The organism is Nocardia bhagyanarayanae (assembly GCF_006716565.1).
GTDB lineage: Bacteria > Actinomycetota > Actinomycetes > Mycobacteriales > Mycobacteriaceae > Nocardia > Nocardia bhagyanarayanae.
The window spans coordinates 237,770-254,681 of the sequence record NZ_VFPG01000001.1; the positions used below are offsets into that span (position 1 = coordinate 237,770).

General features: G+C 71.0%; 14 protein-coding genes. 4 read left to right on the plus strand and 10 right to left on the minus strand.

Annotated elements, in window-relative coordinates; translation table 11 throughout:
• Nucleotides 1-55 precede the first annotated feature (55 nt).
• Together FB390_RS01030 and FB390_RS01035 are read right to left on the minus strand one after the other, a co-directional pair.
• On the minus strand, nt 56-3,418 hold the full coding sequence (locus tag FB390_RS01030) for an error-prone DNA polymerase (RefSeq protein ID WP_141807262.1): 3,363 nt from the start codon (nt 3,416-3,418) through the stop codon (nt 56-58).
• A gap of 128 nt (nt 3,419-3,546) precedes the next feature.
• Entirely contained in the window at nt 3,547-4,002 is a 456-nt protein-coding gene (locus FB390_RS01035) for a hypothetical protein (protein ID WP_141807263.1), read from the minus strand.
• A gap of 153 nt (nt 4,003-4,155) precedes the next feature.
• On the opposite strand from FB390_RS01035, the gene FB390_RS01040 reads away from it, so the two are divergent.
• On the plus strand, nt 4,156-5,139 hold the full coding sequence (locus FB390_RS01040; RefSeq protein ID WP_141807264.1) for an SDR family NAD(P)-dependent oxidoreductase: 984 nt from the start codon (nt 4,156-4,158) through the stop codon (nt 5,137-5,139).
• Between the two features lie 34 nt (nt 5,140-5,173).
• Here FB390_RS01040 and FB390_RS34035 read toward each other — a convergent pair whose 3' ends face one another.
• From FB390_RS34035 to FB390_RS01060, 4 genes are all read right to left on the minus strand, one after another.
• Complete coding sequence (locus tag FB390_RS34035; protein ID WP_246123799.1) at nt 5,174-5,947, minus strand: hypothetical protein; 774 nt, start codon at nt 5,945-5,947, stop codon at nt 5,174-5,176.
• A 377-nt stretch (nt 5,948-6,324) separates the two neighbouring features.
• Nucleotides 6,325-7,221 (minus strand): ferredoxin family protein, encoded by an 897-nt coding sequence (locus FB390_RS01050; RefSeq protein WP_141811471.1) that lies wholly within the window; start codon nt 7,219-7,221, stop codon nt 6,325-6,327.
• Nucleotides 7,222-7,326: 105 nt separating this feature from the next.
• Nucleotides 7,327-8,058 (minus strand): alpha/beta fold hydrolase, encoded by a 732-nt coding sequence (locus tag FB390_RS01055; RefSeq protein ID WP_141811472.1) that lies wholly within the window; start codon nt 8,056-8,058, stop codon nt 7,327-7,329.
• A 141-nt stretch (nt 8,059-8,199) separates the two neighbouring features.
• The gene (locus FB390_RS01060; RefSeq protein ID WP_141807265.1) at nt 8,200-8,556 is read right to left on the minus strand and encodes a winged helix-turn-helix transcriptional regulator; all 357 of its coding nucleotides are present in this window, start codon (nt 8,554-8,556) and stop codon (nt 8,200-8,202) included.
• Nucleotides 8,557-8,613: 57 nt separating this feature from the next.
• On the opposite strand from FB390_RS01060, the gene FB390_RS01065 reads away from it, so the two are divergent.
• Entirely contained in the window at nt 8,614-9,480 is an 867-nt protein-coding gene (locus tag FB390_RS01065; RefSeq protein WP_141807266.1) for an NmrA family NAD(P)-binding protein, read from the plus strand.
• Between the two features lie 140 nt (nt 9,481-9,620).
• Here FB390_RS01065 and FB390_RS01070 read toward each other — a convergent pair whose 3' ends face one another.
• Both FB390_RS01070 and FB390_RS01075 read right to left on the minus strand, forming a co-directional pair.
• Complete coding sequence (locus FB390_RS01070; protein ID WP_141807267.1) at nt 9,621-11,192, minus strand: DNA polymerase Y family protein; 1,572 nt, start codon at nt 11,190-11,192, stop codon at nt 9,621-9,623.
• Between the two features lie 135 nt (nt 11,193-11,327).
• Nucleotides 11,328-12,080 carry a hypothetical protein gene (locus tag FB390_RS01075; RefSeq protein ID WP_185756906.1) on the minus strand — a complete coding sequence of 251 codons (753 nt, stop codon included), beginning with the start codon at nt 12,078-12,080 and terminating at the stop codon, nt 11,328-11,330.
• Between the two features lie 235 nt (nt 12,081-12,315).
• Here FB390_RS01075 and FB390_RS01080 point away from each other — a divergent pair, with 235 nt between their 5' ends.
• Complete coding sequence (locus FB390_RS01080; protein ID WP_141807269.1) at nt 12,316-13,440, plus strand: serine/threonine-protein kinase; 1,125 nt, start codon at nt 12,316-12,318, stop codon at nt 13,438-13,440.
• Between the two features lie 113 nt (nt 13,441-13,553).
• On the opposite strand, the gene FB390_RS01085 is transcribed toward FB390_RS01080, so the two are convergent.
• Together FB390_RS01085 and FB390_RS01090 are read right to left on the minus strand one after the other, a co-directional pair.
• On the minus strand, nt 13,554-14,189 hold the full coding sequence (locus FB390_RS01085; RefSeq protein WP_141811473.1) for a response regulator: 636 nt from the start codon (nt 14,187-14,189) through the stop codon (nt 13,554-13,556).
• 146 nt (nt 14,190-14,335) lie between these two features.
• Nucleotides 14,336-15,763: an ATP-binding protein gene (locus FB390_RS01090; RefSeq protein WP_141807270.1), complete on the minus strand. Its 1,428-nt coding sequence runs from the start codon at nt 15,761-15,763 to the stop codon at nt 14,336-14,338.
• 377 nt (nt 15,764-16,140) lie between these two features.
• Here FB390_RS01090 and FB390_RS01095 point away from each other — a divergent pair, with 377 nt between their 5' ends.
• Entirely contained in the window at nt 16,141-16,797 is a 657-nt protein-coding gene (locus tag FB390_RS01095; RefSeq protein ID WP_185756907.1) for an MspA family porin, read from the plus strand.
• Nucleotides 16,798-16,912 lie beyond the last annotated feature (115 nt).

The following is a 16,912-nucleotide window of genomic DNA, read 5'->3' on the forward strand; positions in this document are numbered from 1 at the left end:
CGCAGCGTAACCGCCGCACCTCGCGCGGTCACCGAACTCGTTCGCCGCGTTCGTCTCAGCGGAAGTCGCGCGACTTGCCGTCGATCCGCAGATGGAGTCGTTGGAGATGTTCCGCGACGACGCTGACCGCGCCCTCCGCGTTCTGCACCCGTCCGCGGATGAGGAGCGCGGTGGCGCTCTGGGCGAGGCGGCGGTAGCGGGCCCAGAGGCCTACGGAGCAGACGACGTTCACCATGCCGGTCTCGTCCTCCAGGTTGAGGAAGGTGACGCCCTCGGCGGTGGCGGGGCGCTGGCGGTGGGTGACCGCGCCGCCGACCAGCACACGGGAACCGTCGGGGACGGCGAGCAGGCCTGCGGCGGGGACGGCGCCGAGCGCGTCGAGCTGGGGGCGCAGGAATTCGGTCGGGTAGCTGCCCGGTGAGATCCCGGTGGCCCACACGTCGGCGGCCGCGAGTTCCAGTTCGCTCATGCCGGGCAGGGCGGGGGCGGTGGTCGCGGCGCCGGTGCCGGGTAGCCGATCCGCGCGCTCCCCCGCCGCCGCGCCCGCCGCCCACAGCGCCTCGCGCCTGCTGATGCCGAGACTGCCGAGCGCGCCCGCGGTGGCCAGCGATTCGGCCTGCGCGACAGAGAGTTCCACCCGTCCGGTGAGGTCGAGGAACGAAGTGTACGGTCCGCGTTCGCGCCGAGCGGCGACGATCCGCTCGGCCAAGTCCGTGCCGAGGTGGCGGACGGCGGCCAGCCCGAGCCGGACCTCGGTGCCCGCCGCCTCCAGGGTGGCCTCGGCCAGGCTGGCGTTGATGTCGGGGCCGTGCACCGCGATCCCGTGCCTGCGCGCGTCGGCGACCAGGGATTGCGGGGAATAGAAGCCCATCGGCTGGGCGCGCAGCAAGCCGGCCGTGAACGCCGCGTGATGGTGCAGCTTGAACCACGCCGAATAGAAGACCAGCGCGGCGAAACTCTGCGAATGACTTTCCGGGAAGCCGAAATTCGCGAAGGCGTAGAGCTTCTCGTAGATGCGGTCGGCGATCTCGCCGGTGATGCCGTGCAGGTCGCGCATGCCCTGGTAGAGGCGGGCCTTGATCCGCTCCATGCGTTCCGGTGAGCGTTTGGAACCCATCGCGCGGCGCAGCTGATCGGCCTCGGCGGCGGTGAAACCGGCGACGTCGACGGCCATCTGCATCAGCTGCTCCTGGAACAGCGGCACGCCGAGGGTGCGGCCGAGCGAATTCTCCAGTGCCGGATGGTCGTAATCCCATTTCTCGCGCTCGTTGCGACGGCGGATGTAGGGGTGCACCGAGCCGCCCTGGATCGGCCCGGGCCGAATCAGCGCGACCTGCACGACCAGGTCGTAGAAATCGCGCGGCTTCAGCCGGGGCAGGGTCGCCATCTGAGCCCGCGACTCCACCTGGAAGACGCCGACCGAATCCGCCCGCGAAAGCATTTCGTAGACCGCGGTCTCTTTCAGGTCGAGCTTGTGCAGCTCCACCTCGATGCCCTTGTGCTCGCGCACCATATCGATCATGTAGTGCAGCGCGGAAAGCATGCCGAGCCCGAGCATGTCGAACTTCACCAACCCGACCGCGGCGCAATCGTCCTTGTCCCACTGCAAGACGCTGCGGCCCGGCATGCGCGCCCATTCCACCGGGCACACGTCGGCGATGGGACGGTCGCAGATCACCATGCCGCCGGAGTGGATGCCCAAATGCCTTGGCAGACCTTCGATATCGGCGGCCAGGTGCAGCACCTCGCCGGGGATGTCGGTGCCGGTCTCGGCCGCGACGCCGGTCCAGCGGCTCACCTGTTTGCTCCACGCGTCCTGCTGTCCCGGCGAAAACCCGAGCGCCCGTGCGGCATCGCGCACCGCCGACTTGCCGCGATAGGTGATCACATTGGCCACCTGGGCGGCGTACTCGCGGCCGTATTTGGCGTAGACGTGCTGGATCGCCTCCTCCCGGCGATCGGATTCGATATCCACGTCGATATCGGGTGGTCCGTCGCGCTCCGGCGAGAGGAAGCGTTCGAACAGCAGCGAATTGGCCACCGGATCGACGTTGGTGATCCCGATGGCGTAGCAGACCGCGGAGTTGGCCGCCGAGCCGCGGCCCTGGCACAGGATGTCGTTGTCCGCGCAGAAGCTGACGATGTCGTGCACCACCAGGAAGTAGCCGGGGAAGCCGAGCTGCTCGATCACCTCGAGCTCGTGTTCGATCTGGTGGTAGGCCGCCGGGTTCGCCGCGCGCGAGCCGTAGCGGCGGGCCGCGCCGCGCAGGGCGAGTTCGCGCAGCCAGGAGTTCTCGTCGTGGCCGTCCGGCACGTCGAAGGGCGGCAGTTGGGGCGCGATGAGGCGCAGATCGAAGGCGCATTCCCGGGCCAGCGCCGCGGCATTGGCCACCGCGTCGGGGCAGGCCGCGAACAGCCGCGCCATCTCCGCGCCCGAGCGCAGATGCGCGCCGCCGGTGGGCGCCAGCCAGCCCGCGATGTCGTCGAGGCTCTGCCTGGCCCGGATGGCGGCCAGCGCCATGGCGCGGCGGCGTTGCGCCGGAGCGGCGAAATGCGCTCCGGTGGTGGCGATCACGGGCAGACCGAGCCGGTCGGCGAGGTCGATGAGGTGGGCGTTGCGTTCGTCGTCCTCCGGGACGCCGTGGTGGGTGAGTTCCACGCCGACCCGTTCGGCGCCGAAACGCTCGGTGAGTTCGCGCAGCGCGGCCTCGGCACGCGCCAGGCGGGTGTCGCCCACGCGCAGGTCCTCGGCGAGCGCGCGGCGCAGGTGCCCTTTGCGGCAGCCGGTCAGGATGTGCCAGTGCTCGCCCGCCGCCGCGGTGAGGACGTCGAGGTCGTAGCGGAGGATGCCCTTCTCCCCCGCCGCCAGGTGCGCGGCGGCGATCTCGCGGGACAGCCGCCGATAGCCCTCCTGGCCGCGGGCCAGCACGAGCAGGTGTTCTCCGGCCGGATCCGGCGCGCCCGTGCGCGGCGCGGAGTCCGGCGCGTCGGCGTGCGTGGCCGTCTTCGGCGCGCGCCGCCGCACGTCCTGCGGACCCAGCGACAGTTCCGCGCCGAAGACGGTCGCCATACCCAGCTCCTTGGCCGCCTCCGCGAAGCGGACGGTGCCGTAGAAGCCGTCGTGGTCGGTGAGCGCGATCGCCTCCAGCCCCAGCCGCACCGCCTCCTCCACCAGCTCTTCGGGCTGGCTGGCGCCGTCGAGGAAGCTGTAGGCGGAATGCGCGTGCAGTTCGGCGTACGGCACGGTCGGGCCGTCGCGGTGGACCGGCTCGGCCGAGTACGGCTCGCGCTTGCGCGACCAGGCCGGGCTGTCGCCGCCGTCGCCCGGGTACATGGCGTCCGGATCGGTCCGGCCGGGGCGGCCGGACAGCACCCGCTCCAATTCGGCCCAGGTCGGCGGGCCGTTGCTCCAACCCATGACACGTCACCTCCTCATCTCGAACATACATTCGATAGATGCGAAGGTGCGCGCGGGTCCGCCCAACGGATACCGAGTCGCAACAAGCGGGCGGCGAGCCCCTCATCGACCCGCCACCCGCCCGCCGATCAGCCCTCTCGAACCCGCTCGGTGGAGCCGGCGGCAACCGCGGCGTCGACCCGGTCCAGCCCGTCGCGGATCATCTCGCCGTACGCGTCGTCGGCCAGGATCCGCAGGTGACCGCGGGCGATCGCCAATTGCATCCGAGCGCCGTCGAAATCACCGAGCCTGCGATGACTGTCGGCCAGGTTCAGGTACAGCGAGGGCAGGAAACAGCGCAGTCCCTCGTCCAGCGGGATTCCGGGGCCGAACACCGCGGCGAGCGCGCGCTGATCCCAGCGCAGCGCCTCCTCGTCCGTTTCCTGCAGGACGGCGAGGTGATGCGCGATCACGCAGCGCTGCAAGGGATCACCGGACGGATCTAGTTCCTCCCACAGCGCACCGAGCGCGCGGCGCGCCGCTTCCGGATTCCCGCTGCCGAGCCGCACCGCGGCAAAGATGTCCGCCATCCGATCGTCCGCCATGCGCACGAGTATCGCACATATGTTCGATGGATTCGAGGCTCTTCGAACGCGTCTTCGAGCGTGACGAGCGCCACTTGGCGAGTAAACTTACTTCAGAGTAAGTTCTTGCCCATTCCAAGCCGTCACCGTTGACGCGACAAAGGAGCAATCCCGATGAACCGAGCTTCCGCCGACGACGCCGGTGTGCGCGAGCAGATCCGACGCAACCGCCGCAACCGGGACCTGACCGGCAGGCACGTCGTCATCACCGGCGCCTCCTCCGGCATCGGCCGGGCCGCCGCGGTGGCGGTGGCCGCCAAGGGCGCCACGGTGTTCCTGCTGGCCCGCCGCGGCGACGAACTCGCGTCCGTGGTCGAGGAGATCCGCGCCGCGGGCGGCTCGGCGTACGGATACCAGTGCGACGTCACGGATTCCGATTCCGTCGACCACACCGTCAAGACCATCCTCGACGAGCACGGCCACGTCGACATGCTGGTGAACAACGCGGGCCGCTCGATCCGCCGCGCCATCCACCGCTCCACCGACCGCCTGCACGACTTCGAGCGGACCATGGCGGTGAACTATTTCGGCGCGCTGCGCATGACGCTGGCCCTGCTGCCGCAGATGCGCGAGCGCAAGTTCGGGCACATCGTCCAAATCAGCAGCGCCGGTGTGCAAGTCGCGACTCCCCGGTTCTCCGCGTACCTCGCGAGCAAGGCGGCGCTGGACAAGTTCACCGAGGTGGCGGCCGTGGAGACCATGGCCGACGGCGTCACCTTCACCACCATCCACATGCCGCTGGTACGCACACCGATGATCACCCCGAGCGGCGATCAGGGTCCGTCCGAATCGCCCGAGTGGGCGGCGGCCACGATCGTGCGCGCGCTCACCGAGCGTCCCAAGCGGATCGACGTCCCGATTGGCACCATCGCGGAGTACGGCGCGCTGCTCACACCCAAGTTCCGCGATCGCGTCCTGCACCGTTACTACCGCGCGCTGCCGGACTCCCCCGCCGCGAAAGGCGAGACCACCGATACCGAGGAAGAATCGGAACCCGTTGCCCCGCAATGGGAACCGCGAGAGCCGTCGACCGCGCGCCGGGTCACCGGCACCGTGCTGCGCCGCGCCGCGCGCTGGGTGCCCGGCACCCACTGGTGACCTGCACGGCGAGGTCCCGCGGGCTCTGGACGCGCTACCCCAGCACCTGACGCGGCTCCGGCAGGTACGCCCGCGCCTGCGAGCGCACACCGTGCCACATCGCCAGGCCGACGGCAGGGGTGTTGGAGGCGATATGCAGCCGGCGGTTCCCGAGATCCACGATCGCGGGCGTCACCACCGAGCCCCAGCTCATCGGCCGGTTCCGCAGCGCCTGCACGGCAGCGGGGTGCACGCGTTCGGACACCAGCGCGGCCACGCCCATCGCGCCGCCCTTCACCCCGAGGAAGCTACGCCTGCGCTGATTTTTGGCGAAACCGTCCACGTGGCGCGGGAAGTCGTCGACGGCGGCCGGTGAGATCTCCTCCAGCGTGGCGACGCAGAGCACGAAATCGATCGGGTTCAGCGCGGTCGCTATCACCGCGTTGACGCCGACCAAGCTCATCAGCGGACCGACCATGTGCTGGGCGATCTGCATGCGGCCGCGGGTCATGTGGTGGGTGACCGCGGTGAGGTAGGCCCGGACGGCGGGGGTGCCGGGGAATTCGAGCGGCGGCGGAGCGGGATGCGGGTAGCCCGGCGGAGCGGCGTGGGGGTGCTGCGGGTAGCCGGGCGGAGGTGGAGCCGGTTGCCCATGCGGCGGCGTGACGGAATGCCCTTGCGGCGGAACCGGATAGCCGGGCGGGGGTGGAGCCGGTCGTCCGTGCGGTGAAGGGGCGGGATAACCCGGCGGCGAAGCTGGATAGCCGGGTTGCGCGGGATGGCCGGGCGGATATCCCGGCACGTTCGATCCCCACGGCGGTGCCGTCATCTCGTCCCTCCCTCGACCAGTGCGCTTGCCGTCGGGACATTACCCGCCCCGTACTGTGCCCGGTCCCGCCAGCATCCGAACCCGCATGCCCACAAGCGAAACTTCGGTGGAGCCGAATGTCGCACGGAGATGACGAGATAGGGTCCGGAGGGAGGTCACGGGGATGAGTTTCAGGCTGGCGGCGTACGCGGTGTGCATCGAGGACGGGCGGGTGCTGCTCGCGCGTCACGTACCACCGAGCGGCGAGACCACACATCGGTCTCGCTCTGGCTCAGACCCTTCCGGAGACCGGCCACGTCGCGCCGGTCCCCGTCGGCGGCTTGATCCAGCACTGAGGCCACCCAAGGCTCGATGATCGGACGGCCGTGCGTACGCCATCAGGGCAGCGACTGGATCGTATCCGCGACGAGGGCGGTGACCGGTTTGGCGCCCGCGCCGCAACTGGCCTGGCGCGGGGCGTAAGCGACCGTCCGCGCGGTGACGCGCCAGCGCCTGCCGTCCCGGTGGGTGACCAGCGCGCTACCCGCGTGCGTGGGATCGGTTGCGGTGAAGTCTGTTTCGGCATCGACTCGAACGGTGAGTTCGTCGAGACCCGCGGCGATCTCCGCCCGCACCGCGAGTTCGGCGACCTGTTCGACCGGCCGGTGCCCGCTGCGCCCACGCAAACCGGTGAGCGCGACCTCACCGCGGTGGACGGCCGCCACGGCGGCGGTCGCGGCGGCGGCGTCGACGCGGCCGTACGTGAGTCCCGAGGGCAGCAGCACCATGGCGGGCGCGAAGCGGTGGCCGCCGGTGTGCGAGCACTCCCAGACCCGGTCGGGGTGTGCGGTCGCGAGGGTGGCGGCGATGGGACGACCGAGCATGGCGCAGCATTGGTCGCGCTTGCCGTGCGCGCAGACCAGGACCAGCGGGTCGGTCACCGGCTCGCCGATGCCGGGCGGCGGTCCGTCGAGCAGGTGCAGATCGATTTCGAGCAACTGCTTCAGGTCGGTGATCTCGAGCCGCTCGCACCAGCCGCCCTCGGCGCGCGAGTTGACCAGCAGAACCGTTCGGACACCGGTGAATTCGGTACGACCAGGGCGGCGGATCAGGGTCGGGCGGGCGCGCGCGGCGGTGGTACGCGCGGCGAGCTCCGCGCTGATCTCCGGCCCGAGCACCTCGTCGCCGATCACGTCCCTACCCCACGCGCCGGGGTGTTCGACGCAGAGCCAGCTGCTCACCCGCGTCGCGGTGCCGGGCAGCGGAACGTCGGCCGACGCCGCCGAGCACAGCATGCCGTCGAACGCGTTCACCGCGCGCTCACCCGATGACGGGCATCCCGGACGGACTTGTCGGTAACGAACACCGTTTCACTCTAGATTCCGCGCGCCGGGCTTCTCTCACGGCACGGCGAGGAACGGCAGCACCGCGGCCTCGAATTCGCGATAGCGGTCGCGGTGAATGCTGTGGCCGCAGGCGAAGGGGGTGACGGTGCAGTCGGCGACCAAGCCGAGCAGCACCTCGAGCTTCGCGAGATCGACCATGCCGCCCGGTCCGCCGCGCAGCACCAGCGTGGGAGCGGTGATGTCGGCCAGCCGGTCCCACCATTCCGGATTCGGCTTGCGGAACTGTTCCAGCGCGGTGCGAGTCATCGAGCGGTCGAAGGCGAGGACGGCGCGCGGATGCAGGAGCAGGCTGGTCGTGGCGTGCCAGAGTTCCGGCAAAGTCGGGAACCGGCGGGTCAGCCGGAGTTCCTCGTCACCGGAGCGCAGCGGCAGCGGGCATTCCTCGATGACCAGCCTGCGCACCAGCTCGGGCCGCTCCTGCGCGACGCAGGACACCGCGTAACCACCCAGCGAGTGCCCGACCAGATCCACCTGGCTCAGCCCGAGGTGCTCGCACAGGCGCAGCACGTCGGCGCCGAACTCGTCGAAGTGGTAAGAATCGGTGTGCGAGCTGCGGCCGTGCCCGCGCAGGTCGGGGATGATCACCCGCCGCCCCTCCTGCGCCAGCCGGCGCGCGAAGCGATCCCAGGTGTGCCCGTCCCCGCCCATGCCGTGCACCAGCACAACGGGCGTCTCGCCGGCCGCTCCCGAATCGCGATAGGCGATCTCCGTCGCACCGAACGCCATCCGGGCAGCCGTCAGATTCACGATGTTCGAGAGTACCGACCCCCGCCCGGCCCCCGCCCGGTGTTTGTCGGCAGCATCACAGCGGCCGGGCACGTTCGGCGACGTCTCGACCGTTCACAGCGGCGTGGCCGGCCTCGGGCGTCAGCTCCCGACGAGCGGGTGTTCCTCGCCCCACTTCAGCATCGCGTACAGGACGCCGCTGAGGCTCTCGCCGTCTTCGGTGAGTCGGTAGACGACGCGCGGCGGCACTTCGGCGTAGACGGTTCGGGTGAGGATGCGCTGGTGTTCGAGAGCGCGCAGGCGGTCGGTGAGGGTCTTGGCGCTCGGCGAACCCAGCGCGGTGCGGAGGTCGCCGAAGCGCTTGGGGCCGGAGAGCAGTTCGCGGACGATCAGCGTCGTCCATTTTCCGTCGAGAACCTTCAGCGTGCGCTCCACACCGCAACCCGGGCACTCCGCGGTTTGCAATTGTTTCAGCTGCTCAGCGCCAATGGTTTCCATCTTGAAATAATATCACTTGCTGGGTATTGCTTCATTGTCGAAACTAGCGTCGACGGCATGAACTCATCAACCGTCATCGTTCACGGCGCGACCGGAACCCAAGGGGCCGCCATCGTCCGCGGCCTGCTCGCCGCGGGGCACCGTGTCCGGGGCGTCGTCCGCACTGCTCCCGCGGCGCTGCATCCGGACGCCGAGCCGGTCCGAGCAGACCTGCTCGAACCCGGCTCGCTCGCCGCCGCGTACACCGGCGCGGACGCCGTGATCGTGCAGCTGCCGCTCGTCTTCACCGACCACGCAGTCCGGCAGGCCGAGGCGGTGCTCGCCGGGCTACGGAAGGCGGGCGTCGAGCGGGTGGTCTTCAATACCGGCACCGTGCTGCCGCCCGGGCCGATCGGCGTGCCGTTCGTGGACGCCCGCGTGCTGCTGTCAGCCGAACTGATCCAGGGCGTCGAGGCGGCCACGGTGGTCGCGCCCGCTCGGCAGTACATGGAGAACCTCGTCGCCCCTTGGTCGGCCCCGCTCGTGCGCGCCGGGGAGGTCGCGTATCCGCTGCCACGGGAGCTGCCTGTCCCGTGGGTCGCGCTCGACGACCTGGGATCGACCGTCGCCGACCTGATCACCGCGACGACCCCGCCGCCGCTGCGGATCGTGGCGGGTCCGCAGGCGCTGACGGGGGACGAGGTCGCCGCCGAGCTCAGCGCGGTCCTCGGGCACCCGGTGCGGTGGAATTCCATATCTCCCGAGGCATATCGGGCGATGCTCGCCCCGCACCTCGGAGCCGAGGCCGCCGAAGGGATCGCCGGGGTGTACACACCGCCGCCCCCGGGAGCACCGACTCCGCCGGAGCCCGATCCGTCCGTGCTAGTGACCGGAACCACCAGCCTGCGCGACTGGGCGGCGCGGCAGGACTGGCGCACCGCGTAGATCAGCACCAACGTGATCAGTCACCCGAGCGGCTATAGACCACGAGGCGAAAATCCCGGATCGGGTACCAGCCCCAGGTCACGATGGTGACCGGCATGCCGACGCCTACCCGCCGGGAGGGCGGCGCGCTGGTGTGGCGATCAGTCGTAGAGACCTTCGGCGCGCCAGGACTCGTCGCTGTAGACGAGCAGCAGCACCCGGACGTCGCCCGCATCGCCGCCCAGTTGCACCTGGGCGCGGGCCGCGGCGGCGGAGTCCGGAACCCACCAATGTTCGTCCACCGGCCACGGCCCGGCCCAGCCCGCCAGCGGCCAGCTGCGGCTGCCCCAGTGCAGGCGGGCCGGGTCGGCGGTGAACAGGCCGCGCTCGGTGACCCGCACCGGAGTTCCGTCGGCCGCCTCCACGCGCACCACGGGACGGTTCATCAGCAGCACCGAGGGGGCGGGTTCCGGTAACCGACCGGGCCAGGGCAGTTCCGGGTCGGCCGCGGGCACCCGCTCGTCGCCGAGCACGACCATGGTGACGCGTTCGGCGGGACCCCGGCCGCCGCTGAGCACGCCCATCTGGACGGCCTCACCGCCGAGCAGCCCCTGCACCCGGACCAGGGCGCGCCGGGCGCGCTCGTCCTCCTCGCCGACGCCGCCCCACAGGCCGAGTTGCAGCGCGCCCGCGCGCACGACCTCAACGGGCTCCAGTCGCAACAGCGTGACCGGGGCGGTGGGGCGGTCGCGGCGGGTCAGCCAGCCGTCGAGTTGCCAGCGCACCCGATCGGCGGTGTCCTCGGGAGTGAGCGGCTCGGCGCACCGCCAGATGCGGGAGAGTTGTTCGCCCGCTTCGGTTTCGGCGAACACGGCGAGCCGGGTGCAGGCCAGTGCGGCGTCGGCGAGCTTGGCGTGCAGGCGGGTGGCGAGCATGCGTCCCGCGAAGGCGGCCGCGTCGACCCGGTCGATCGGCGGGTCGCAGCGCTGTTCGACCGCGAGATCGGGCGGCGGGCGGCGCGCGGCGGGCGGGCGTTCCGGAACGGCGCGCGCACTGCGGTGCGCGAGCACGGCATCCGCGCCGAAACGGGAGGCGACCTCGGCGGGACCGAGCGCCGCGAAATCACCGACCCGGCGTAAACCCAGGCGGTGCAACAGATCCACCAGCTCGGCGCGCTCCGGCGCGGCCAGGCTCGGCTCCAGCGCGAGCTCGGACACCGCGAGCGGCGCCAGGAATCCCGCACCCTCGCCCCGCGGCACGATCGCACCGCGCCGCGCCGCGATCACCGCCGTGGACAGCTCGTCGGCGATGCCGATCTGCGCCTCCACCCCGACCGCGGCCACCGCGTCGACCAGTCGTTCGGCGGCCGCCTCCTCGGAGCCGAAGAACCGGGCGGCCCCGCGCGCACCGAGCACGAGCAATCCGGGCCGCAGCACTTCGACACCCGGCACCGTGGCGTCGACGGCCGCGACCACCGGCTCGAACAATCGCGCGTCCCGATCTGGATCCGCCTGCGCCAGAAACAGTTCCGGGCACCGGGCCTGCGCCTCCCTGCGCCGCAGCCCGCGCCGCACCCCCTCCGCCCGCGCCACCGCCGAGCACGCCACCACCCGGTTGGCGGACAACACCGCCACCGGCCGCGTCGGCGGCAGCTCGGCCACGGCCGCCGCCGCGACCGCGGGCCAGTCCTGGCACCACACCGCGAGCACCCGCGCTCGGCTCGGCCGAATCACGGTGCGACCCCGCCGCGCACGCCGGGGCGCCGTCCGCACCCCGCTCCCATCCACGCCGTGTCACTCGGCCGAAACACCGTGCCGCACTTCATGACGCCACACCGGTGGCTACCGCGCCCAGCGATACTCGCCCACTCATGACGCCGCGCCCCGCGCGATCGGCAATTCGGTGGGCGCGGGCGAGGTCTCCTGGGCGAACCACTCGACGCGACCACCGCTGGGACGCAGCTCGACGCGTCCGCGCCGCGGCATGCCCGCACGGTGCCGTGCCTCGACCTCGAGGCTGAGCGAGCGGAGACGACCGTGGCCGGTGCCGAGACCGACGTATCCGGCGATGCGGGCATCCAGGCGCAGGGTTGGGTTGGGCCAGTCGCCGTCGGTGACCACCAGCGTGGCGCCCTTGTTGCGGGCGCGGGCGGCGAGCACGCGGGTACGCGCAGGCGGCACGGCGACGCCGTCGAGGCCGAGTACGACCAGGTCGAGACCGTCCAGCAACACCGCCGCCACCTCGATCGGATCGGGACCCGGATCGGGAATCACTGCCAGCCGCGCGAGTTCGGCGCCCATCTCCGCCGCGGCGAGCAGACCGAACCTCGGCACCCCGACGACCGCGGCATGCCCGCCGTGCTCGGTCACCGCGGCGAGCAGACCGGCGAGCAGCGAGCGCGCACCCGTGTAGGCGACCACGGAACCCTTGCCGAGACCACCCTCTGGCAACAATTCCGCAAGGGCATCGGGCACCGGGAGCGGTTCGCGGCGCATGTCCTCGGCGAGCGGCGCCCGCGCGGCCGCCAACTCGCCGCGTCCCGGGATGGCCGCCATCCGACTGCGCAGCTCGGCCAGCTTCTGTTGTCTTTCTGTCTCCCCCACCCGCACGTCCGAACCCATCACAACCACCTACTTCCCACGATGGACTCCGAGGCGAAGCGAGCGGACCGACCCCACCTCCACACGGAGGAACGGAAGCCAGCACCGATCCAGCTATCGATCCCTTATCGAATATACGTTCGATACGCCTCCAGTAGAAACCCACCCCCGGAATCCCGTCAAGAGCACTCGCGCGCCACCACTTGTCGACGCAAGAATCAAGGCGACGCAGGGATATTCGGATACCCTGCACACCATGATCGATCGCCCCCGTCCCATCGTCGGCCCCGACTATTTGGTCGCAGGCCGCTACCGCCTCCAGTCCAAGCTGGGCGGCGGCGGCATGGGCGCGGTGTGGCTGGCCCACGACCGACTGCTCGACCGGGACGTCGCCATCAAGCAGGTCCTCTCCACGGCCGGACTGCCCGAGGCCGAGGCCACCGAGGTGCGCAACCGGATCATGCACGAGGGCCGGGTCGCGGCGAAGCTCTCGCACGAGCACGCCATCGCCGTCTACGACGTGGTGCTGGAAGCGGGCGAGCCCTGGCTGGTGATGGAGCACCTACCCTCGCGCAACGTGGCGCGCGCGCTGGCGCTGGTCGAGACACTGCCGGTGATCGAGGTCGCGCAGATCGGCGCCCAGGTCGCCGACGCGCTGGCCGCCGCGCACGCCGCGGGCATCATCCACCGCGACATCAAGCCGGGCAACATCCTCGTCGCCGATCGCGGCCCCGGCGTCGGCATGGCCAAGCTCAGCGACTTCGGCATCTCGCGCGGCGCGGGCGAGACCGACGAACCGGACGGGATCATCACCGGCACCCCCGCCTACCTCCCACCGGAGGTGGCGCGCGGTATGCAGCCGACCGAGGCAAGCGACGTGTTCTCGCTCGGCGCGACGCTGTACACCGCGATCGAGGGCCAGCCGCCGTTCGGCCTGCACGAGGACAGCGACGTCCTGGTGGAGCGCGCCGCGATGGCCCAGATCATTCCGCCCTCCCGCAGCGGCATCCTCACCAACGCCCTGCTGCACATGATGGAGCCCGCGCCGCAGCGCAGGCCGACGATGGCCGAGGCGCGGGACGAAATCCTCACCGCCGCTTTCGGTCCCGGCACCGGCCCCTACATCCTCGGCGCCCCCGTGCGCACCGAGGACGGCACCATTCCGGCTTGGGCGGCCCGGAACTCGGCCTCCGGCCTGCGCAGCCCGCACTCGGCGCCGCTTCCCCGCCCGCATCGCAGTGCGCCCGGCGGGGGCGCCGCAGCCGCGGCCATGCCGCAACGCGCGGCCAAGCCGCAGCCGAGCAACGCCCCCCTCGCGATCGCCATCGGCCTCTTCATCGGCCTGCTCATCATCATCGGCATCATCGTCATCGCGATGTAGGCGTACCTCCGCATCCGCTCCGGCCATGCGCTCTCCCTCCGCCTTCGCTCCGGCCATGCGCTCTCCCTCCGCCTTCGCTCCGGCCGTGCGGTCTCTTACCGCATTCGCGGGGACTAGTCGATGCGGCGGCGGTGGGCCCAGCGGGTGAGGGCGTTGCGGTTGGACTGCTGGGTTTTGCGCAGCACGTTGGAGGCGTGGGTCTCCACGGTCTTCACCGAGATGAAGAGGTTCTCGGCGATCTCGCGGTAGGTGTAGCCGCGGGCGAGCAGGCGCAGCACCTCGAGTTCGCGGGGAGTCAGCGAGTCCAGTTCCGGGTCGAGCGGGGGTTCGGGGACCGGTGACCGGCCGGTGAACGAGTCGAGCACGAATCCGGCGAGCCGCGGGCTGAAGACGGCGTCGCCGCCCGCGACCCTGCGGATGCCGTCCGCGAGCTCCGCGCCGGAGATGGTCTTGGTGACGTAGCCGCGCGCGCCGGCGCGAATCACCGCGATCACGTCCTCGGCGGCGTCGGACACGCTGAGCGCCAAGCACACCGGGCCGTCCTCGATACCGGCCAGCACCGCCACGCCGCCACCGTCGGGCATGTGCACGTCGAGCAGCACCACGTCCGGGCGGGTGGACTTGATCCCCGCGATGGCCTCGGCCACGCCGCCCGCCTCGCCGACCACCTCCATGTCGGCCTCCCTGCTCAGCTCCGCGCGCACACCCGAACGGAACACGGCGTGATCGTCGACGAGAAAGACCCGCACGCTCACCTGCTTCTCCTCACCTTTCGGTGGAACGACCCACCCTGACTGCGCCGGCCGCCCGCGGGCCGCCCGCATCTCATCGGTACCACAAGCGGACCGGCGACGGCGTGTCCGCCGCTGAACTCAGCCCCGGCACTTCCTACCGGTTACTTGCCCGACCGCACCGACTGCCGGATGCGCTCGGTCGGCTGATCACCGGCCGTGCCGGGAGCGGTATCCGGCTCGGCCCCCTCGGGCGCGCCGGAATCGCTGCGCGGCATGAAGATCCGCACCTCGGTACCGCGCCCGGGCGTGGACAGGATCTCCACCTGGCCGCCGCGGCGTTCGATCCGGCCGCGGATGGATTTGGCGAGACCCTGCCGGTCCTGCGGCACCGCGGCGATGTCGAACCCCGCGCCTCGGTCGCGCACGAAGACGCTCACCTGGTGCGGTTCCACCTCGGCGAACAGGTCGATGGTCGGCACGCCCGCGTGCTTGGCGGCGTTCACCATCGCCTCCCTGCTCGCGCCGAGCAGCGCGGTGAAATGTTCCTTGGGCAGGCCGTTTCCGCAGTCGTCGAGATCCATCGAGACGTCGCCCACCGTCACGGGGGTCACCTTGACGCCGTGCTGGTCCTCCACCTCGCCCGCGATGGTGCGCAGCGCCGCGGCCAGGCTCGACTGCGCGGGACCGGAATCCTCGAACAGCCACTTGCGCAGCTCCCGCTCCTGGCTGCGCGCCAGCCGCGCCACCTCCTGCGGATCGTCCGCTTGGCGCTGGATGAGTGCCAGCGTCTGCAAGACGGAATCGTGCAGATGCGAGGCGATCTCCTCGCGTTCCTCGTTACGGATGCGGGCCGCGCGCTCGGTGTTCAGCGCGCGCATCATGCGCAGCCACAGCGGGACGGTGAGCAGACCGGCGCCGATCAGGGTGACCGCCACCGCGATCAGCGCGGAACCGAGCGCGCTCAAGTCGATTCTGGCCAGCACAACGACGCCGAGCCCGAGCACCACCATGGTGGCGCCCGCGACGACGCGCGCCCAGGTGACCACCGAGGGACTCGCGGGCAGGCCGAGCAACGAGCGCGGGCCGTCGGTGTCGTATTCGCGCCAGACCAGCGCGGCGCCGACCGCGACGACCACGATCGGCACGATCACCTTCGCCGCGACGGTGCCGTTCATCAGCCACGAGACCGCCACCGAGAGACCGAGCCCGAGCAGCGCGAGACCGATCGCCTGGCGTCGCTCGGTGCCGCTCGGTTTGGCCGAGTCGGCGCCGCTCGGCGTGAAGATCCACAGCAGGCCGTAGGTGACGATGCCCGCCCCCGCGAGCGCGGAGAGCAGCACGAACGCCATCCGCACCTTGAACACGTCGAGCCCGAGGTGATCGGCGAGACCACCCGACACACCGCCGACGATCCGTCCTCCCGACCGGCGCACCAGCCGCAGTTGCGGATGCCTGCCGAGATCGAGCACCGGGGCGGGACCGACGCGCCCCGGACCGTAGCCGCGGACGGGGTCGAACCCCGGCGCAGCCCCGAAGCCCGGCGCGGGGGCGCCGCGGGCAGCGTCGAACGCGGGACCGGTGGGGTGCATGCCTTCGATACTGGCACGCTCCCCCATCCCCGGCCATCAGGAATCACCCTGATCTTGCCCTCATGCCCGACAGGGCGCTCGAAGCTGTCCGGTCCGGACAAAGAACCCTGCTGAGCTGCGAAGACACAAGTACCCGCCGGGCGGTTCCCGCAGTCCGGTCGCGGTCGGCGACAACACCGACCGCGCCGGACCGGAAAACCCACGTCGACCCCCCGACCAGCGCTTTTCCGTTCACTACCGGCTCGCGGCGCTGGGCCGGGGCATCCTCCGCCTCATACCTTTCCGTTGGGTCGCCGAAGACCCCGGTCACCACCGGGATCACCCGGTTCGACACCACCCGCGTTCCGGCGGGAAGCGATTACTTCGGGGAGGAACACATGAAGCACATGGCGGTACTGACGGCGGCGTTCTCGGCCGCGGTCCTGGTCGTCTGCATGGTCTTGACGGGGAGTCCGTTCGCCGGTGCGGCGACGATGGCGCCGCACGAGAAGACGGTCGAGGGGCCGAACGGATTCCGGTTCACCGTCGGGCACTCCGGTCAGGCCTTTCATCCGGTCGCTCCGCTGAACGGCATGCCGACCAACCGGGAGGTGTTCCTCGACGACACGTTCTACGGACGGGTCGAAGCGGGCGGTACCGGAAAGTTGAAGGCCGGATACCTGGTCGCCTGCGCGGTCGATCTGACCGTCGGCATCGATCTCGGCGCCGCGATCGGCTTCGAAGCGGGGTTCCGGGTCGGCGGCTCCAGCAGCGGCGACTCGGCCTCGTCGAGCGTGGACGCGGGCCTGGGCCCGGATCTGCACGTCGGCGCGAGCATCGATCTGTCGATCGTGCCGGGGAAGGTCCAGCCCTTCGAGGTCGGCACCAAGGAGCTGCCGCCCGGCAGCACCGGCTACTTCGTCAGCCGCGATTTCCACGTCTCGGTGCAGGATTGCGGCGGTCCGCTGACCATCCGCTCGTACACGATCGTCGAGGCGGAATCGCCGGAAGTCAGCGGGCGCGAAGCGGTCTACGGCGATCCGATCTTCCTGTGAGGTCGAAATGGCGGGCGGTGCGCGATGCGGCGCACCGCCCGCGCCGACGTCGGAAGGCTGGGCGGCGGGTAGATTGTCTCTGTGTTCGTACCGCCCAGATGTTTCCGTGGGCACG

Bases quoted from the DNA above. Each gene is read 5' to 3' on its own strand.
- FB390_RS01030 (WP_141807262.1), bottom strand. From the start codon at position 3,418: ATGGGTTGGAGCAACGGCCCGCCGACCTGGGCCGAATTGGAGCGGGTG.
- FB390_RS01035 (WP_141807263.1), bottom strand. From the start codon at position 4,002: ATGGCGGACGATCGGATGGCGGACATCTTTGCCGCGGTGCGGCTCGGC.
- FB390_RS01040 (WP_141807264.1), top strand. From the start codon at position 4,156: ATGAACCGAGCTTCCGCCGACGACGCCGGTGTGCGCGAGCAGATCCGA.
- FB390_RS34035 (WP_246123799.1), bottom strand. From the start codon at position 5,947: ATGACGGCACCGCCGTGGGGATCGAACGTGCCGGGATATCCGCCCGGC.
- FB390_RS01050 (WP_141811471.1), bottom strand. From the start codon at position 7,221: ATGCTGTGCTCGGCGGCGTCGGCCGACGTTCCGCTGCCCGGCACCGCG.
- FB390_RS01055 (WP_141811472.1), bottom strand. From the start codon at position 8,058: ATGGCGTTCGGTGCGACGGAGATCGCCTATCGCGATTCGGGAGCGGCC.
- FB390_RS01060 (WP_141807265.1), bottom strand. From the start codon at position 8,556: ATGGAAACCATTGGCGCTGAGCAGCTGAAACAATTGCAAACCGCGGAG.
- FB390_RS01065 (WP_141807266.1), top strand. From the start codon at position 8,614: ATGAACTCATCAACCGTCATCGTTCACGGCGCGACCGGAACCCAAGGG.
- FB390_RS01075 (WP_185756906.1), bottom strand. From the start codon at position 12,080: ATGGGTTCGGACGTGCGGGTGGGGGAGACAGAAAGACAACAGAAGCTG.
- FB390_RS01080 (WP_141807269.1), top strand. From the start codon at position 12,316: ATGATCGATCGCCCCCGTCCCATCGTCGGCCCCGACTATTTGGTCGCA.
- FB390_RS01090 (WP_141807270.1), bottom strand. From the start codon at position 15,763: ATGCACCCCACCGGTCCCGCGTTCGACGCTGCCCGCGGCGCCCCCGCG.
- FB390_RS01095 (WP_185756907.1), top strand. From the start codon at position 16,141: ATGAAGCACATGGCGGTACTGACGGCGGCGTTCTCGGCCGCGGTCCTG.